This window comes from Nocardioides secundeburneus (assembly GCF_039939255.1).
In the GTDB taxonomy this organism is placed as follows: Bacteria; Actinomycetota; Actinomycetes; order Propionibacteriales; family Nocardioidaceae; genus Nocardioides.
Genome location: NZ_JBDUUE010000007.1, coordinates 142,978 through 157,175, shown reverse-complemented (window position 1 = coordinate 157,175; position 14,198 = coordinate 142,978). Strand labels below are relative to the sequence as shown.

Sequence of the window (14,198 nt, the reverse complement as noted above, 5' to 3'; positions counted from 1 at the left end):
CAGACCGATGAACGCTGACTGGCACCCCGACCCGACCGGCCGTCACGAGCTGCGCTACTGGGACGGCTCCCAGTGGACCGAGCACGTCTCCGACCAGGGCAAGCAGTCCACCTCGCCCATGGACGCCGCTCCCCCGCAGCACGCCCAGCAGGCCCGGCAGGCCCAGCCGGCCCAGCAGGGCTACCAGCAGCACGGTGGCCAGATGGGCGGCCAGATGGGTGGCGACATGTTCGCCGGCATCTCCGGCGACCTCATCGACGGCCGGTTCGCCGAGGTGCAGGGCAGCGGCCCGCAGCTGCAGAACGCCAAGATGCTCCGGGTCCGCGTGACCGAGCCGTTCATGGCCCAGCAGGGCTCGATGGTCGCCTACCAGGGCAACGTCACCTTCGCCTACCAGAGCGCCGGCGGCGTCGGGAAGGTCCTCAAGCGGGCCCTGACCAGCGAGGGCCTCTCGCTCATGCGCGTCGAGGGCCAGGGCGACGTCTTCATCGCCGACACCAACAAGAACGTGCACATCCTGCAGCTCAACAGCTCCGGCATCTCGGCCAGCGCGAAGAGCATCCTGGCCTTCTCCGCCTCGCTGCAGTGGGACGTCGAGCGGGTCAAGGGCGCGAGCATGCTCGCCGGCGGCCTGTTCAACACCACCATCCGCGGCACCGGCTGGGTCGCCATCGTCACCGACGGCGAGCCCGTCGTCCTCAACGCCGCCGAGGCGCCGACGTTCGCCGACACCGACGCCATCGTCGCCTGGTCGGCCGACCTCCAGACCACGCTGAAGTCGACGATGTCGGCGGGCGCGCTGATCGGCCGCGGCTCGGGCGAGGCGGTCCAGGTCTCGTTCCAGGGTCGCGGCTTCGTCATCGTCCAGCCCTCGGAGGGCTACCCGGTCCCCGGCAGCGCCTGAGCACCTCGCGCACACGGGCCGACGTCGATGAGACACCTCTCATCGAGGTCGGCCCGCGCCGCACAGGTTCGGTCGATACCCTCAAGGGCATGAACGACGCGCTGCAGCACGCCAACGGGGCGGTCCGGCACGGTCTCGAGACGATCGGCGACAGGGCCGAGCAGGCCATCGCCGCGGTCAAGCCGAGACTGCGCGGGTGGCTGCACCTCGGCACCGCGCCGCTCGCGCTGGCCGGCGGCATCGTGCTGATCTGCCTCGCCCCGACCACCGCCACCAAGATCGGTGCGGCGCTGTTCACCGCCTCGGCGCTGCTGCTGTTCGGCGTCTCGGCGATCTACCACACCGGCACCTGGTCGCCGCGCACGTGGGCGTTCCTGCGGCGCTTCGACCACGCCAACATCTTCCTGCTCATCGCCGGGTCGTACACCCCGTTCAGCATCATCCTGCTCGAGGGCACCTCACGCACGCTGCTGCTCTCGGCGGTCTGGGGCGGGGCGCTGCTCGGCGTGGGGTTCCGGATCTTCTGGACCGACGCGCCGCGCTGGCTCTACGTGCCCATCTACATCGCGCTCGGCTGGGCGGCGGTGTTCTTCATCCCGGCGCTCTACGACGGCGCCATCGACCTCGGGCTCGGCATCGGCATCGCGGTGTTCGTGCTCATCTGCACCGGCGGCCTGCTCTACACCTTCGGTGGCGTCGTCTACGGCTTCAAGCGGCCCAACCCGTGGCCGCGGTGGTTCGGCTTCCACGAGGTCTTCCACACCTTCACCGTGCTCGCGTTCGCCGCGCACTACGTCGGCGTGTCGATGGCGACCTACGCACTGCGCTAGCCCCTCAACACAACGCCACCTCCCCGCGTCTAGAAGGGCGGAGGTGGAGATGACCTACGAGGAGTTCGTGGTCGCCGAGCAGCAGCGGCTGCTCGGACTCGCGCACGCCCTGACCGGCAACCCGCACGACGCCTGGGACCTCACCCAGGAGACGCTCGTGCGCGTCGCCGAGCGGTGGCGGCGCATCGACGACGCGCGGCCCTACGCCCGCCAGGTGATGGTCCGGCTGAACGTCGACCGGATTCGTCGGCGGCGCCGGGAGCGCCCGGTCGACGAGACGCCGGACGCCGCCGTCGAGCCCGTGCTCGTCGGCGACGTCGACCCGTGGCTGGTCGAGGCCCTCGCCACCCTCTCGCCCCAGCAGCGCACCGCCCTGGCGCTGCGCTTCGTCGAGGACCTCGACACCCGCACCATCGCCGAGCGCCTGGGCTGCTCGGAGGGGACGGCGCGCAGCCACCTCTCCCGCGGCACCGAGCGCCTGCGCCACCACGCCCGACAGCGCGAGCAGGAGCCGAACCGATGACCGACACCACGCAGATCGAGGCCGCCTACGAGCGCCTCACCGCCGCCCTGGCCGTCCCCGCCGAGGCCGACCGCCTCGTCGCGGCGCGGGTCGCCGTCCGACGCCGTCGCCGACGCGCGAGGCACGGCGTGGCCGCGATCGCGGTCGCGGCGACGACGATCGGCGCCGCCGCCCTCGTCGGCGGTGGGACGCCCGCGACGCAGCCGATCCCCCCGGCCGCCACCGCAACCGAGACCACGGCCCGCCCCGCACCGGACCGCGCCGCCGACGAGACCCCTGACGCCGAGCCGCTGTGCGGCCTCACCGGCGAGGAGGCGCTGCGACTGGTGCGCCAGCGCTACCGCGACGAGCACCCCGGCGCGCACGGCCCGGACGACGAGCTCGCCGTCCCGCTCGCCGACCTGAGCCGGGCCGTCGCGCCGTGCCGCTGACCCTCCGCCGGTCATCGGCTCCTCGACGAGCGACTGGCGCTGAGCCCGTAGGCTCGTGGCCATGGCCACGATCGAGCTGACCAACGACAACTTCGCCGAGCACGTCGAGGGCGACGACATCCTCCTCGTCGACTTCTGGGCCAGCTGGTGCGGGCCGTGCCAGCAGTTCGCCCCCACCTACGAGGCGGCCTCCGAGGTCCACTCCGACATCACCTTCGGCTCCATCAACACCGAGGAACAGCGCGAGCTGTCGGCCGAGGCCGGCATCCGCTCGATCCCGACGCTGATGGCGTTCCGCGACGGCATCCTGGTCTTCTCGCAGCCGGGCGCGCTGCCGCCCGCGGCGCTCGAGACGCTCATCGGCAAGGTCCGTTCGCTCGACATGGACATGGTGCGCCAGAAGGTCGCCGAGGCCGAGGCGGCCCAGTAGCGCCCACCTAGCCGGAACCCCCGCCGCGCCGTCCGCGTCGGAGCCCGCATGTCCCGCTCCCGCGTCGTCCTCGTCGCCCTGGTCATGGCCGCAGCGGTCGCCGTCGGCGTCGGCGGCGGCCTCGTCGTCGCCGGCACCGGGGACGACGCCCCGGATGCCGGCGTGCGCGAGCGCGAGCCCGTCGTCCGGGCCCCGGAGCCGCAGGTCTTCGACGTCACGCTCGAGGTCGACGCGTGCTGGGTCGCGGCCGTCGAGGCGGGCGGCCGGGTCTGGGACCTGCCGGTCGAGCAGCAGTTCAGCGCGATCGCGCAGAACACGCCCGACGACATCAGCGGCCGGGGCACCGCCACGCTCGACGGGCCCGACGACGACACCCTCGACTACGTCGACGCCGACGGTGGCCGGCTGACCTTCGTCCCGGCCGGCGACCCGCGCACGCTGCAGGACCGCGTGTGCGACGCCACCGGCCCCTGACGGCGACGCCGATCGGCTCAGCCCTTCTTGCGCACCGGCTTGCCGAGCTTGGGCAGCACGGTGCCGCGCCCGTGCAGCATCGTCAGCACCTGCACGAGCTGCTGCTCGTGCTGGGTGGTGCGCTTGAACGAGGTCAGCGGCATCACCGGCTTGAACCGCTGCCGCGCGATCGCCTTGGCGTAGGTGAACTCCTTGAGGCCGTCCTCGCCGTGGATGCGGCCGAAACCGGAGTCGCCGACGCCGCCGAACGGCAGAGACGGCACGCCGGCGAACGTGATCACGCCGTTGATCGCCGTCATGCCCGAACGGATGCGCTCGGCGATCTCCATGCCGCGCGCCTTCGAGAACACCGTGGAGCCGAGGCCGTACGACGTCGCGTTGGTGCGCCGGATCGCCTCCTCGACCGTGCCGACGCGCGCCACCGTGACCGTGGGCCCGAACGTCTCCTCGCAGACGGCGAGGGAGTCCTCGGGCACGTCGACGAGGATGGTCGGCTGCACGAACCGCTCGCCCACGGCGTCGGCGCCGCCGACCAGCGCCCGGCCCCCGCGGGCGATGGCGTCGTCGATGTGGGCGCGGATGACGTCCATCTGCTTCGGCATCGTGATCGGGCCGAGCGGGGAGTCGGGCCCGTCGTGGGCCTCGAGCTGCTCGGCCTGCGCGACGAGCTCGCGCACGAACTCGTCGTAGACCCGCTCGTGCACGTAGACGCGCTCGACGCCGGTGCAGGTCTGGCCGGCGTTGGCGACCGCGCCCCACAGCACGGCGTCGGCGGCGGCCGCGACGTCGGCGTCGTGGTCGACGATGACGGCGTCCTTGCCGCCGGCCTCGATGACGACCGGCGTGAGGGTCTCGGCGCACGCGGCCATGACCCGCTTGCCGGTGGCGGTGGAGCCGGTGAACGCGACCTTGTCGACGCCGGCGCGGCACAGGGCGGCGCCGGTGTCGCCCAGGCCGGTGACGACGGTGAGCACCGGGCGGCCGACGGCCTCGTGGAACGTGCGCGCCAGCCACTCGCCGACGCCGGGGGTGTACTCCGACGGCTTGAACACCACGGCGTTGCCGGCCGCGAGGGCGTAGGCGATGGAGCCCATCGGCGTGAAGACCGGGTAGTTCCACGGCCCGATGACGCCGACGACGCCGAGCGGCTTGTAGGCGACGGTCGCGGCCTGGTTGGCCATCAGCAGCCCCGACGACACCTTGCGGCGTCCGAGGGTCTTGCCGGCGTGCTTGGCCGCCCAGTCGAGGTGGTCGATGGCGAGCGCGGCCTCGAGCAGCGCGTCGCCGGTGGGCTTGCCGGTCTCCTGGCGCATCACCTCGGCCAACTGGGCCAGGCGCCGGGTGATGACGCCCTTCCAGCGCTGCAGGTGCTCGGCGCGCTCGTCGAACGACAGGGCCGCCCACCACACGGCCTCGTCCTTCGCGGCCCGGACGGCGGCGACGACGTCGGCCTCGGAGTGCACCGGGTGGCTCGCCACGACGTCGCCGGTGATCGGGTTGAGGGAGTCGAACCTGGGCGCCGGCGCGGTCTGGTCGGTCCGGTCGGTCTGGTCGTCGGCGATCGTCACTGCGCACTCCTGATGAGGTCGGCCGCCTTCTCGGCGACCATGATGGTCGGGGCGTTGGTGTTGCCGCGCGGCACGGCCGGCATGACGGAGGCGTCGACGACCCGCAGGCCCTCGACGCCGCGCACCCGCAGCTCGGGGTCGACGACGGCGTCGTCGCCGGTGCCCATCGCGCAGGTGGAGGTGGGGTGGAACGTGGTCTGCGTGTAGCGGCGCACGTGCTCGACCAGGTCGTCGTCGGACGGCGTGGCGGTGAGCTCGAAGGGGCGGTCGATGAGGTCGGCGATCGCCCCCTGCTGGGTCACCTCGGCGATGCGCCGGCAGCCGGCGACCATCGCGTCGAGGTCGGTCTGGTCGTCGTAGTAGGCCGCCTCGATCTCGGGGTGCCAGGTCGGGTCGGCCGAGCGGAGCCGCACGTGGCCGCGGCTCGCCGTGCCGACCAGGGTGGACAGCACGGTGACCATGCGCGTGCGCGGCTCGACCATGCCGTCGCCGTACAGGCCGGTGGGCAGCACGTGCGCCTGGAGGTCGGGTGCCGGCAGGCCCTCGCGCGAGCGCCAGAACGCCCCGGTCTCGGCGACGTTGGAGGTGAGCGGGCCCTGCTTGCGCGTCTTCCAGCGAAGGAAGTTGCCGAGCGTGTTGAGGTCGGCGAGGTCGGTGGTGTCCTTGGTGTGCCAGAGCATCGGCGTGTAGGGGTGGTCCTGCATGCCCTGGCCGACGCCGGCGAGCTCGACCTTGCCGGTGATGCCGTGCTCGGCGAGGTGCGCCGTCGGCCCGACGCCGCTGAGCATCAGCAGCTGCGGGCTGTTGATCGCACCACCGCTGAGCAGCACCTCGCGTCTCGCGCGCACCGTGTGCTCGCGGCCGTGCTGGCGGAAGGTGAGGCCGGTGGCGCGGCTCTGGCCGCTCGAGCCCTCGATCTCGATGCGCGCCGCGAGCGCCCCGGTGGCGACGGTCAGGTTGTCGCGGCCGAGAGCGGGCTTGAGGTAGGCGTCGTAGGTCGACCAGCGCTGCCCGCCGTTGCAGGTCACCTGGTAGGGCCCGGCACCCTCCTGCTCGGCGCCGTTGAAGTCGTCGGTGCGCTTGAACCCGGCAGCGACCGCGCTCTCGACCCACGACGACGACAGCTCGTGGGTGAAGCGGCGGTCCTCGACGACGAGCGGGCCGTCGGTGCCGTGGAAGGTGTCGCCGAGGCGGCGGTTGCCCTCGGCGCGCTTGAAGTAGGGCAGGACGTCGTCGTAGCCCCACCCGGCGGCGCCGTACTGGTCGCGCCAGCCGTCGTAGTCGGCGGCGTTGCCGCGGATGTAGATCATCGCGTTGACCGCCGAGCACCCGCCGAGGGCCTTCATCCGCGGCCACGAGGTCCGCCGGCCGTGCAGCTGCTTCTGCTCGGTGGTCGCGTAGTTCCAGTCCCACTTGGTCTTCACCAGACCGACGAACGCGGCCGGGATCATCACCTCGTCGACCTCGGGCGCGGGGCCCGCCTCGACGAGCAGGACCGTGGTGCCGGGGTCCTCGCTCAGGCGAGCGGCGAGCACGGCGCCGGCGCTGCCGGCCCCGACGACGACGTAGTCATAGGCGTCAGTGGTGTGGACCGTCACACAGGCGAACGTACTGCAGGTACGGCAAGGATGACAGTGTTGCTGTCAACGTTCTGGACGACGGGTCAGGCGTCGCGCTCGTCGGACGGGGCCGCGTCGGACTCGCCCTGCTCGCGCTGCTGCCGGACGGCGGCCAGCCCGCGCGGCGGACGCTGCCGTCGCGGCGGGTCGCTCGGGTCGTAGAGCCCCGAGGCCGCAGCCTTCTCGACGTTCTTGAGCCGCTTGACCAGGCTGAAGCCGAGCAGGACGACGGCGAGGATGCCGAGGCCGAAGAGTCCGAAGGCGCCCCACCCGGCGACGACGTCCTCGTCGTCGGGGGCGGCCGCGAGCACGAGCTGGAGCGTGGTCATGCCCCCATCGTCTCACCGAGGGTGACACCGGCGAAGAGGTCGTCCTCCACGACGCCGTCGGCCACCGTGGGACCGACGTGGCTGGTGACCAGCTCGAAGTCCTCCGTGGGCCAGATGGTCGCCTGCAGCTCGCGCGGGATGGCGAACCAGAACCCGTCGGGGTCGATCTGCGTGGCGTGGGCCAGCAGCGCCTGGTCGCGCACCCCGAAGTAGTCGGAGCACGGCACCCGGGTGGTCACGCGTGCCTCCCACTCGGGCTCGTCGACCCAGTTCTCGAGCCGCTCGGTCCAGGGCGACTCGAGGCCGTGGGCGAGCATCGCGTCGTGGATGGCCTGGATGCGGGCCTTGTTGAACGAGTGGTGGTAGTAGAGCTTCAGCACCTGCCACGGCTCCCCGGCCTCGGGGTACTGCTCGGGATCGGCAGCGGCCGCGAAGGCCGCCACGCTGACCTCGTGGCAGCGGATGTGGTCGGGGTGCGGGTATCCCCCGCGCTCGTCGTAGGTGGTCATGACGTGCGGGCGGAACTCGCGGATGAGCGCCACCAGTCGGCCGACGGACTCCTCGAGCGGCACCAGGGCGAAGCACCCCTCGGGCAGCGGCGGCTTGGGGTCGCCCTCCGGCCAGCCGGAGTCGACGAAGCCGAGCCAGTCCTGCCGCACGCCGAGGATGTCGCGGGCACGCTCCATCTCCTGGCGGCGGATCTCGGTGATGTTCTCCAGGACGTCGGGCCGCTCCATCTTCGGGTTGAGGATCGAGCCCCGCTCGCCGCCGGTGCAGGTGACGACGTGGACGTCGACACCCTCGGCGACGTACATCGCCGTGGACGCCGCGCCCTTGCTCGACTCGTCGTCGGGGTGCGCGTGCACGTGCATCAAGCGGTAGCCCGCACGGGGCTTCGGGTCCTGCGACATGGCGTCCATCCTAGGATCGGGTCGTGAGCAGCACCGACCTGGCCGCCCGATACGGCACCCGACCGGGCTGGCACCGCTGGGCCCTGGTCGCCCTGGGCGGCGCGCTGGCCCTCGGCGCCGTGGCGTTCTTCGTCGCGTTCCTGCCCTCACTGGCCTCTCCCCCGGTCTCCTCGGGCAACCTCACCTACGACGTCGTCGACGACCGGACGGCGGTCGCGACGTTCAGCGTCGACCTCGACGACGACGTCGACGAGGCCACCTGCACCCTCAAGGCCTACGCCGCCGACCACACGCTCGTCGGCAACCTCGCCTTCGCCGTCCCGGCCGGCTCGTCGCGCGTCGAGCAGTCGATCGCGACCGCCAGCCGGGCCACGTCGGTCGAGCTCGTCGGCTGCACCGCGCCCGGGCAGAACCGGCCTCGCTGAGCGGCCTCTTGCTAGTCTCGTTCTTTCGGCCGCCCGGGCGATTCGGGCGGCTCGCGTGTTTCGTACCCCCAGCACCACACCGCTAGGAGCAAGTCATGACCCAGTCGACCGAGCAGGACACCATCTGGCTGACCGCCGGTGCCCTCAGCAAGCTGCGGGCCGAGCTGGAGAACCTCAAGGGTCCGGTCCGCGACGAGATCGTGACCCGCATCAGCGAGGCCCGCGACGAGGGTGACCTGAAGGAGAACGGCGGCTACCACGCCGCCCGCGAGGAGCAGGGCAAGAACGAGGGCAACATCCGCGCCCTCGAGGAGCTGCTCCTCAAGGCCGTCTCCGACGAGCCCGCCGACGACGGCGTCGTCGCGGTCGGCAAGGTCGTCACCTACAAGTTCGAGGGCGACGACGACGACGAGGCCGAGACGTTCCTGCTGGGTGCCCGCGAGAACGAGGACTACGTCGACGTCGACGTCTACTCGCCCCAGGCCCCGCTCGGCGAGGCCCTGCTCGGCGCGAAGAAGGGCGACACCGTCGCGTTCGAGGCGCCGACCGGCAAGACCCTGCAGGTCGTCGTGGTCGACGCGACGCCCTACACCGACTGACGTCGGGCCCGGCTCACTCCAGCACCCGGTAGCCCCGCTCGCGCAGCCGGGCGGTGACGAGGGCGGCGTGCGGCTCGCCGCGGGTCTCGAGCTGCAGGTGCACGTCGACCTCGTCGAGGTGCAGCGACGGCGAGATGCGCTCGTGGGCGACCTCGAGCACGTTGGCGCCCATCTCGCCGACCTCGCCGAGCAGGCGGGCGAGGCCGCCGGGCACGTCGGGGATGTTGACGTGCAGGTTGAGGTAGCGGCCGGCGGCGGCCATGCCGTGCTGGATGACCTTGCCGAGCAGGATCGGGTCGATGTTGCCGCCGGACAGCACGGCGACGGCCGGGGTGCGGTAGGCGGTCGGGTGGGACATCAGCGCGGCGACGGCGGCCGCCCCGGCCGGCTCGACGACGACCTTGGCCCGCTCGACGAGGGCGAGCAGGGCGCGCGACATCTCCTCCTCGGTGACGGTGACGATCTCGTCGACGTGCTCGCGCACGGCGGCGAAGGTCAGGTCGCCGGGCAGGCCGACCGCGATGCCGTCGGCCATGGTCTTCATCGACGTCAGGGCCACCGGCGCCCCGGTCTGCAACGAGCTGGGGTAGGCCGCGGCGCCCTTGGCCTGCACCCCGATCACCGTGACCGAGGGCCGCAGCGCCTTGACCGCGAGCGCGACGCCGGCGAGCAGGCCTCCCCCGCCGGTGGGCACGACGACGGTCTCGACAGCGGGCACCTGCTCGAGCACCTCGAGGCCCACCGTGCCCTGGCCGGCCATGATGTCGCCGTGGTCGAAGGGGTGGATGAGCACCGCGCCGGTCTCGTCGGCGAACCGCCGTGCCTCGCGCAGGCAGTCCTCGAGGTAGCCGGGCACGAACACGACGTCGGCGCCGTAGCCGCGCGTGGCCTTCTCCTTGGGGATCGGGGCACCCTCGGGCATGAAGACCGTGGCCCGGATGCCGAGCGTCTGGGCCGCGAGCGCCACGCCTTGGGCGTGGTTGCCGGCCGAGGCCGCCACCACACCGCGGGAGCGCTCCTCGGGCGTGAGGCGGGAGATGCGCACGTAGGCGCCGCGGGCCTTGAACGAGCCGGTGCGCTGGAGGTTCTCGCACTTGAGCCACACCGGACCGCCGACCACCGAGGAGAGCCAGCGCGACTCCTCCATCGGGGTCTCGATCGTGACGCCGGCGAGGAGGCGGCGCGCCTCCTCGATGTCGGCCAGGGAGACCGTCACCGGTCGTCCCCGCGGGAGGTGTCGGCCTCGTCGGGGTCGCGGCCGGGGTCGTCGCCGACCCCGGGGTCGGCGTCGGCGTACGTCACGGCGAGCTTGTCCTCGGGGTGGACGACGCCCTGCTCGGCGTAGTCCTCGGCAAGCTCCTGCTGGGGTGACTTGCCGGGCTCGGTGTAGCCGGACAGGTGGGTGACGACGGCGTTGACGACGGCGGCGAAAGGCACCGCGATGAGCGCACCGGTGATGCCGGCCAGCACGATGCCGGTGGCGATCGCGAGGATGACGCCGAGCGGGTGGATCGAGACCCACCGCCCCATCAGGAACGGCTGGAGCACGTGCGACTCCAGCTGCTGCACGACGACGATGACCGCCAGCATGATGAGCGCGATCACCGGGCCCTCGGCGACCAGCGCCACGAGCACCGCCACACCGCCGGCGACGAAGGCGCCGACGAGCGGGACGAACGCGCCGAGGAAGACCAGCACGCCGATCGGGAAGACGAACGGCACGCCGAGAACGGCCGCGCCGATCATCACGCCGGCGGCGTCGACCGCGGCCACGATCACGGTCGCACGCACGAACTGGGTGAGCGACGTCCAGGCGACGCGGCCCGAGCTGTCGACGCGCGCCCGGGCGGCGCGCGGGGTGATGCGCACGAGCCACGACCAGATGCGCTCACCGTCGGCGAGGAAGAAGTAGGTGGAGAACAAGACGATGAACAGGCCGGCGAAGACGTGGCTGATCGTCGCGCCGACCTCGGTGACCCGGCCGGCGACGTCGCCCTCGTTGACGGCGTCGAGCAACGCCTCCTGGGTCTTCTTGATGCCGTCGTCGATCTGGTTGTCGCTGGCGTGGAGCGGGCCGTCCTTGAGCCAGTCGCGGATGTCGCCGAGTCCGGCCGCGGCCGAGGTGGCGAGGTCGTCGGCGCCGGAGGCGATCTGCTGCCCGGCGAGGGTGAGCAGGCCCGCGACGGCGCCGAGGGTGACCAGGACCGTGAGGAGGGAGGAGAGACCGCGGGGCAGCCCGAGGCGGGTCAGCGCCCGGACGAGCGGGCTGACCAGGGCGGTGATGAGCAGCGCCACGGCGAGCGGCACGGTGATCTCGCGCAGCGCGTTGATCGACAGCACGATCATCGTGCCGGCCACCGCGATGACGACGAACCGCCACGCCCACTGGGCGGAGAGCTCGACGCCGTAGGGCACCATGCCGCGGTAGTCGTCGGCCGAGGGCACGGCCGAGGCGGCGGCGCGCGGGGGCTCGGCGAGCCGCTCGTCGCGCAGCTGGGCCCACTGGGCGGTGATGCGGGCGAGCAGTCTCTCCTCGCGCTCGGAGTCCTCGATCTCCTGGCGACGACGCAGGCGTCGGCGCCGCTGCTCGGGTTCGTCGACGGGCGTGCTGGGCTGGTGGGGGTCGTCCGTCACCTCGTCACCCTAAGCAACGTGGTCGCCAGCCGGGAGGCCACCTCCGGGTGTTCGTGCGTGAGCAGGCCGACGGCGGCCAGCACGTAGTCGCGGTCGACGACGACACGGGCCCGTTCGGGCAGCTGCCACCCGCCCTCGACGTCGGCGCCCAGGCTGCCGGCGAGCACCCGGTGCTCGACCCCCGGCCGGCCGTGACGCAGCACGCCGCCGGACGCGACGACGAGGCCGACCTCGCGCAGGTCGGTGCCGGTGCGCTCGACCACGCGCCCGTCGGGGCCGACGACGACCCGCGACCGGCCGGCGTGACGTCGCAGCGCCGCGCCGACGGCGACGCCGGCGATCGCCTCGTCGTCGTCGCGCCCGGCGTCGTCGGTCGGCAGGAAGGCCGGGTCGTCGCTGCGCACGCGTGCCGCGGCGGCGAGGTCGTCGCGCTCCCCCGCCTCGACGGTGGTGCCCGCCGACCACCGCATGCCGAGGTCGCCCTCGACGGTGCGGGTGACGGCGGTGGGGGCGACGACGTCGCGGGCGAGCGCGCCGTCCTCGGGGTCGAGGTCGACGACCGAGTGCACGTCGGTGGTGGCGCCGCCGACGTCGACCACGACGACGTCGGAGCCGGTGGCGGCCGCGAGCACCTCGACCCCGGTGAGGACGACGTCGGGCGTCGCGCCACGCACGAGCTCGACGAACGTCGCGCCGCCGTCACGACGGCTGAGGGCCTTGCCGCCGATCACGTGGGCCAGGAACATCTCGCGGATCGCGGCGCGGGCGCCGTCGGGGCGCAGGACGCCGATCTGCGGCACCACGTTGGCCGCCACGACGACGGGCAGCCCGCGCAGCACCTCGACGACGTCGTCGACCGCGTCGGCGTTGCCGGCCACGACGACCGGGCCGCGCCACCCGCAGGCCACGAGGTGGCGGGCCGCGGCCACGATCACCTCGGCGTTGCCGCCGTCGGTGCCGCCGGTGAGCAGCACGACGTCGGGCTCGGCGAGGTCGTCGAGGCCGATCGCCCCGGACGCCGCCGCCACCACCGCGACGACCTTGCCGCCGCTCGACAGGGCCACCCGTCGTCCGGCCTCGGCGGTGACCAGGGCCTCGTTGCCGACGACGGCGATCCGCAGCCCGCCCCCGGCGCTCGAGCAGGCCAGCACCGGCACGCCCTCGGCGCCGAGCGCGGCGACGCAGGCGTCGACCCCGTCGAGCACGTCGGTGCCGATCGTCGTGGGGTGCTCGGCGAACCCGACGATGGCCGACGTCGTCAGGTCGACCAGGGTCGCCTTGGTGAAGGTCGACCCGACGTCGACGCAGAGCACCCGGTCGTCGTTACGAGGAGAGGGCACGGTCGAGGTCGGCGATCAGGTCGTCGGCGGTCTCGATGCCCACCGAGAGACGCACCAGGTCGGCGGGCACCTCGAGCTCGGTGCCGGCGACGCTGGCGTGCGTCATGCGGCCGGGATGCTCGATGAGCGACTCGACGCCGCCCAGCGACTCGCCCAGCGTGAAGACCGACGCCCTCTCGCACACCGCGAGCGCCTGCGCCTCGCCGCCCTCGACCCGGAAGGCGACCATGCCGCCGAACCGCCTCATCTGCCGGCTCGCGACGGCGTGGCCGGGGTGCTCGGGCAGGCCGGGGTAGATGACCTGCGTGACGGCGCGGTGCCCGGTGAGGAACTCGACGACGGCCTCGGCGTTGTCGCAGTGGCGGTCCATGCGCACGCCGAGGGTCTTGAGGCCGCGGTGGGTGAGGAAGCAGTCGAACGGGCCGGCGACCGCGCCGATGGCGTTCTGGTGGAAGGCGACCTGCTCGGCGAGGTCGAGGTCGCGGACGACGAGCGCGCCACCGACGACGTCGGAGTGGCCGCCGACGTACTTGGTCGTGGAGTGCACGACGACGTCGGCGCCGAGCGTGAGCGGCTGCTGCAGGTAGGGCGAGGCGAAGGTGTTGTCGACGACGAGCAGCGCGCCCGCGTCGTGGGCGACGGCGGCCAGGGCCTCGATGTCGCCGACGTTGAGCAGCGGGTTGGTCGGCGTCTCGAGCCAGACCAGCTTGGTCTGGCCGCGCCGGATGGCGGCGCGCACGGCGTCGACGTCGGTCAGGTCGGCCGGCGTGTGCTCGATGCCCCACGCCTGCTCGACCTTGTCGAAGAGCCGGAACGTGCCGCCGTAGGCGTCGTTCGGCAGGACGACGTGGTCGCCGGGGCGCACGGTCGAGCGCACGAGGGTGTCCTCGGCCGCGAGCCCGGAGGCGAAGCTGAAGCCGCGCTCGCCCTCCTCGACGGCGGCCAGGGCGCCCTCGAGGGCGGTGCGGGTCGGGTTGGCCGAGCGGCTGTACTCGTAGCCGCCGCGCAGGCCGCCGACGCCGTCCTGCTTGTAGGTCGAGGTCGCGTAGATCGGCGGGATCACCGCACCGGTGGTGGGGTCGGGCTCGTAGCCGGCGTGGATCGCACGCGTCTCGAAGCCGCCCTTGGAGGTCTCGGGCCGGGTCTGCTCAGTCACCAGCCGAGCCTAGTGGCTCCCCCGG

Annotated in this window: 16 protein-coding genes; 8 read left to right on the top strand and 8 right to left on the bottom strand. The window is 72.9% G+C overall.

Going from position 1 to position 14,198, the window contains the following annotated elements; all coding sequences use genetic code 11:
- Positions 1-7: 7 nt before the first annotated feature.
- The 6 genes from ABFT23_RS19430 (at position 8) to ABFT23_RS19405 (ending at position 3,592) form a co-directional block, all read left to right on the top strand.
- A complete protein-coding gene (locus tag ABFT23_RS19430; RefSeq protein ID WP_347898203.1) occupies positions 8-904 on the top strand; it encodes an AIM24 family protein in 897 nt (298 codons plus the stop codon).
- A gap of 89 nt (positions 905-993) precedes the next feature.
- Positions 994-1,734 carry a PAQR family membrane homeostasis protein TrhA gene (gene trhA / locus ABFT23_RS19425; protein WP_347898202.1) on the top strand — a complete coding sequence of 247 codons (741 nt, stop codon included), beginning with the start codon at positions 994-996 and terminating at the stop codon, positions 1,732-1,734.
- 49 nt (positions 1,735-1,783) lie between these two features.
- Entirely contained in the window at positions 1,784-2,257 is a 474-nt protein-coding gene (locus tag ABFT23_RS19420; RefSeq protein WP_347898642.1) for an RNA polymerase sigma factor, read from the top strand.
- On the top strand, positions 2,254-2,688 hold the full coding sequence (locus tag ABFT23_RS19415; RefSeq protein ID WP_347898201.1) for a hypothetical protein: 435 nt from the start codon (positions 2,254-2,256) through the stop codon (positions 2,686-2,688). The genes ABFT23_RS19420 and ABFT23_RS19415 overlap by 4 nt, the downstream gene beginning before the upstream one ends.
- Before the next feature lie 61 nt (positions 2,689-2,749).
- Entirely contained in the window at positions 2,750-3,118 is a 369-nt protein-coding gene (locus ABFT23_RS19410; protein ID WP_347898200.1) for a thioredoxin family protein, read from the top strand.
- Positions 3,119-3,166: 48 nt separating this feature from the next.
- Positions 3,167-3,592 carry a hypothetical protein gene (locus ABFT23_RS19405; RefSeq protein WP_347898199.1) on the top strand — a complete coding sequence of 142 codons (426 nt, stop codon included), beginning with the start codon at positions 3,167-3,169 and terminating at the stop codon, positions 3,590-3,592.
- A gap of 17 nt (positions 3,593-3,609) precedes the next feature.
- Here ABFT23_RS19405 and ABFT23_RS19400 read toward each other — a convergent pair whose 3' ends face one another.
- The 4 genes from ABFT23_RS19400 to mca form a co-directional block, all read right to left on the bottom strand.
- A complete protein-coding gene (locus ABFT23_RS19400; protein ID WP_347898198.1) occupies positions 3,610-5,160 on the bottom strand; it encodes an aldehyde dehydrogenase family protein in 1,551 nt (516 codons plus the stop codon).
- Positions 5,157-6,758 carry a GMC family oxidoreductase gene (locus ABFT23_RS19395; protein WP_347898197.1) on the bottom strand — a complete coding sequence of 534 codons (1,602 nt, stop codon included), beginning with the start codon at positions 6,756-6,758 and terminating at the stop codon, positions 5,157-5,159. Before ABFT23_RS19395 ends, ABFT23_RS19400 begins: the two co-directional genes overlap by 4 nt.
- Positions 6,759-6,823: 65 nt before the next feature.
- The gene (locus ABFT23_RS19390; RefSeq protein WP_347898196.1) at positions 6,824-7,108 is read right to left on the bottom strand and encodes a hypothetical protein; all 285 of its coding nucleotides are present in this window, start codon (positions 7,106-7,108) and stop codon (positions 6,824-6,826) included.
- Positions 7,105-8,028 carry a mycothiol conjugate amidase Mca gene (mca, locus tag ABFT23_RS19385; RefSeq protein WP_457623758.1) on the bottom strand — a complete coding sequence of 308 codons (924 nt, stop codon included), beginning with the start codon at positions 8,026-8,028 and terminating at the stop codon, positions 7,105-7,107. Before mca ends, ABFT23_RS19390 begins: the two co-directional genes overlap by 4 nt.
- Positions 8,029-8,042: 14 nt before the next feature.
- Here mca and ABFT23_RS19380 point away from each other — a divergent pair, with 14 nt between their 5' ends.
- Positions 8,043-8,444 carry a DUF4307 domain-containing protein gene (locus tag ABFT23_RS19380; protein WP_347898191.1) on the top strand — a complete coding sequence of 134 codons (402 nt, stop codon included), beginning with the start codon at positions 8,043-8,045 and terminating at the stop codon, positions 8,442-8,444.
- Between the two features lie 95 nt (positions 8,445-8,539).
- A complete protein-coding gene (greA, locus tag ABFT23_RS19375) occupies positions 8,540-9,043 on the top strand; it encodes a transcription elongation factor GreA (RefSeq protein ID WP_347898189.1) in 504 nt (167 codons plus the stop codon).
- Positions 9,044-9,056: 13 nt separating this feature from the next.
- On the opposite strand, the gene ilvA is transcribed toward greA, so the two are convergent.
- From ilvA to ABFT23_RS19355, 4 genes are read right to left on the bottom strand one after another with little or no spacing between them, the layout of a single operon-like run.
- Positions 9,057-10,259: a threonine ammonia-lyase gene (gene ilvA, locus ABFT23_RS19370; RefSeq protein WP_347898186.1), complete on the bottom strand. Its 1,203-nt coding sequence runs from the start codon at positions 10,257-10,259 to the stop codon at positions 9,057-9,059.
- Positions 10,256-11,677 (bottom strand): AI-2E family transporter, encoded by a 1,422-nt coding sequence (locus tag ABFT23_RS19365; RefSeq protein ID WP_347898184.1) that lies wholly within the window; start codon positions 11,675-11,677, stop codon positions 10,256-10,258. The genes ilvA and ABFT23_RS19365 overlap by 4 nt, the downstream gene beginning before the upstream one ends.
- Entirely contained in the window at positions 11,674-13,017 is a 1,344-nt protein-coding gene (locus tag ABFT23_RS19360) for a glutamate mutase L (RefSeq protein WP_347898183.1), read from the bottom strand. Before ABFT23_RS19360 ends, ABFT23_RS19365 begins: the two co-directional genes overlap by 4 nt.
- Complete coding sequence (locus tag ABFT23_RS19355) at positions 13,001-14,173, bottom strand: cystathionine gamma-synthase (RefSeq protein ID WP_347898181.1); 1,173 nt, start codon at positions 14,171-14,173, stop codon at positions 13,001-13,003. Before ABFT23_RS19355 ends, ABFT23_RS19360 begins: the two co-directional genes overlap by 17 nt.
- Positions 14,174-14,198: the final 25 nt, after the last annotated feature.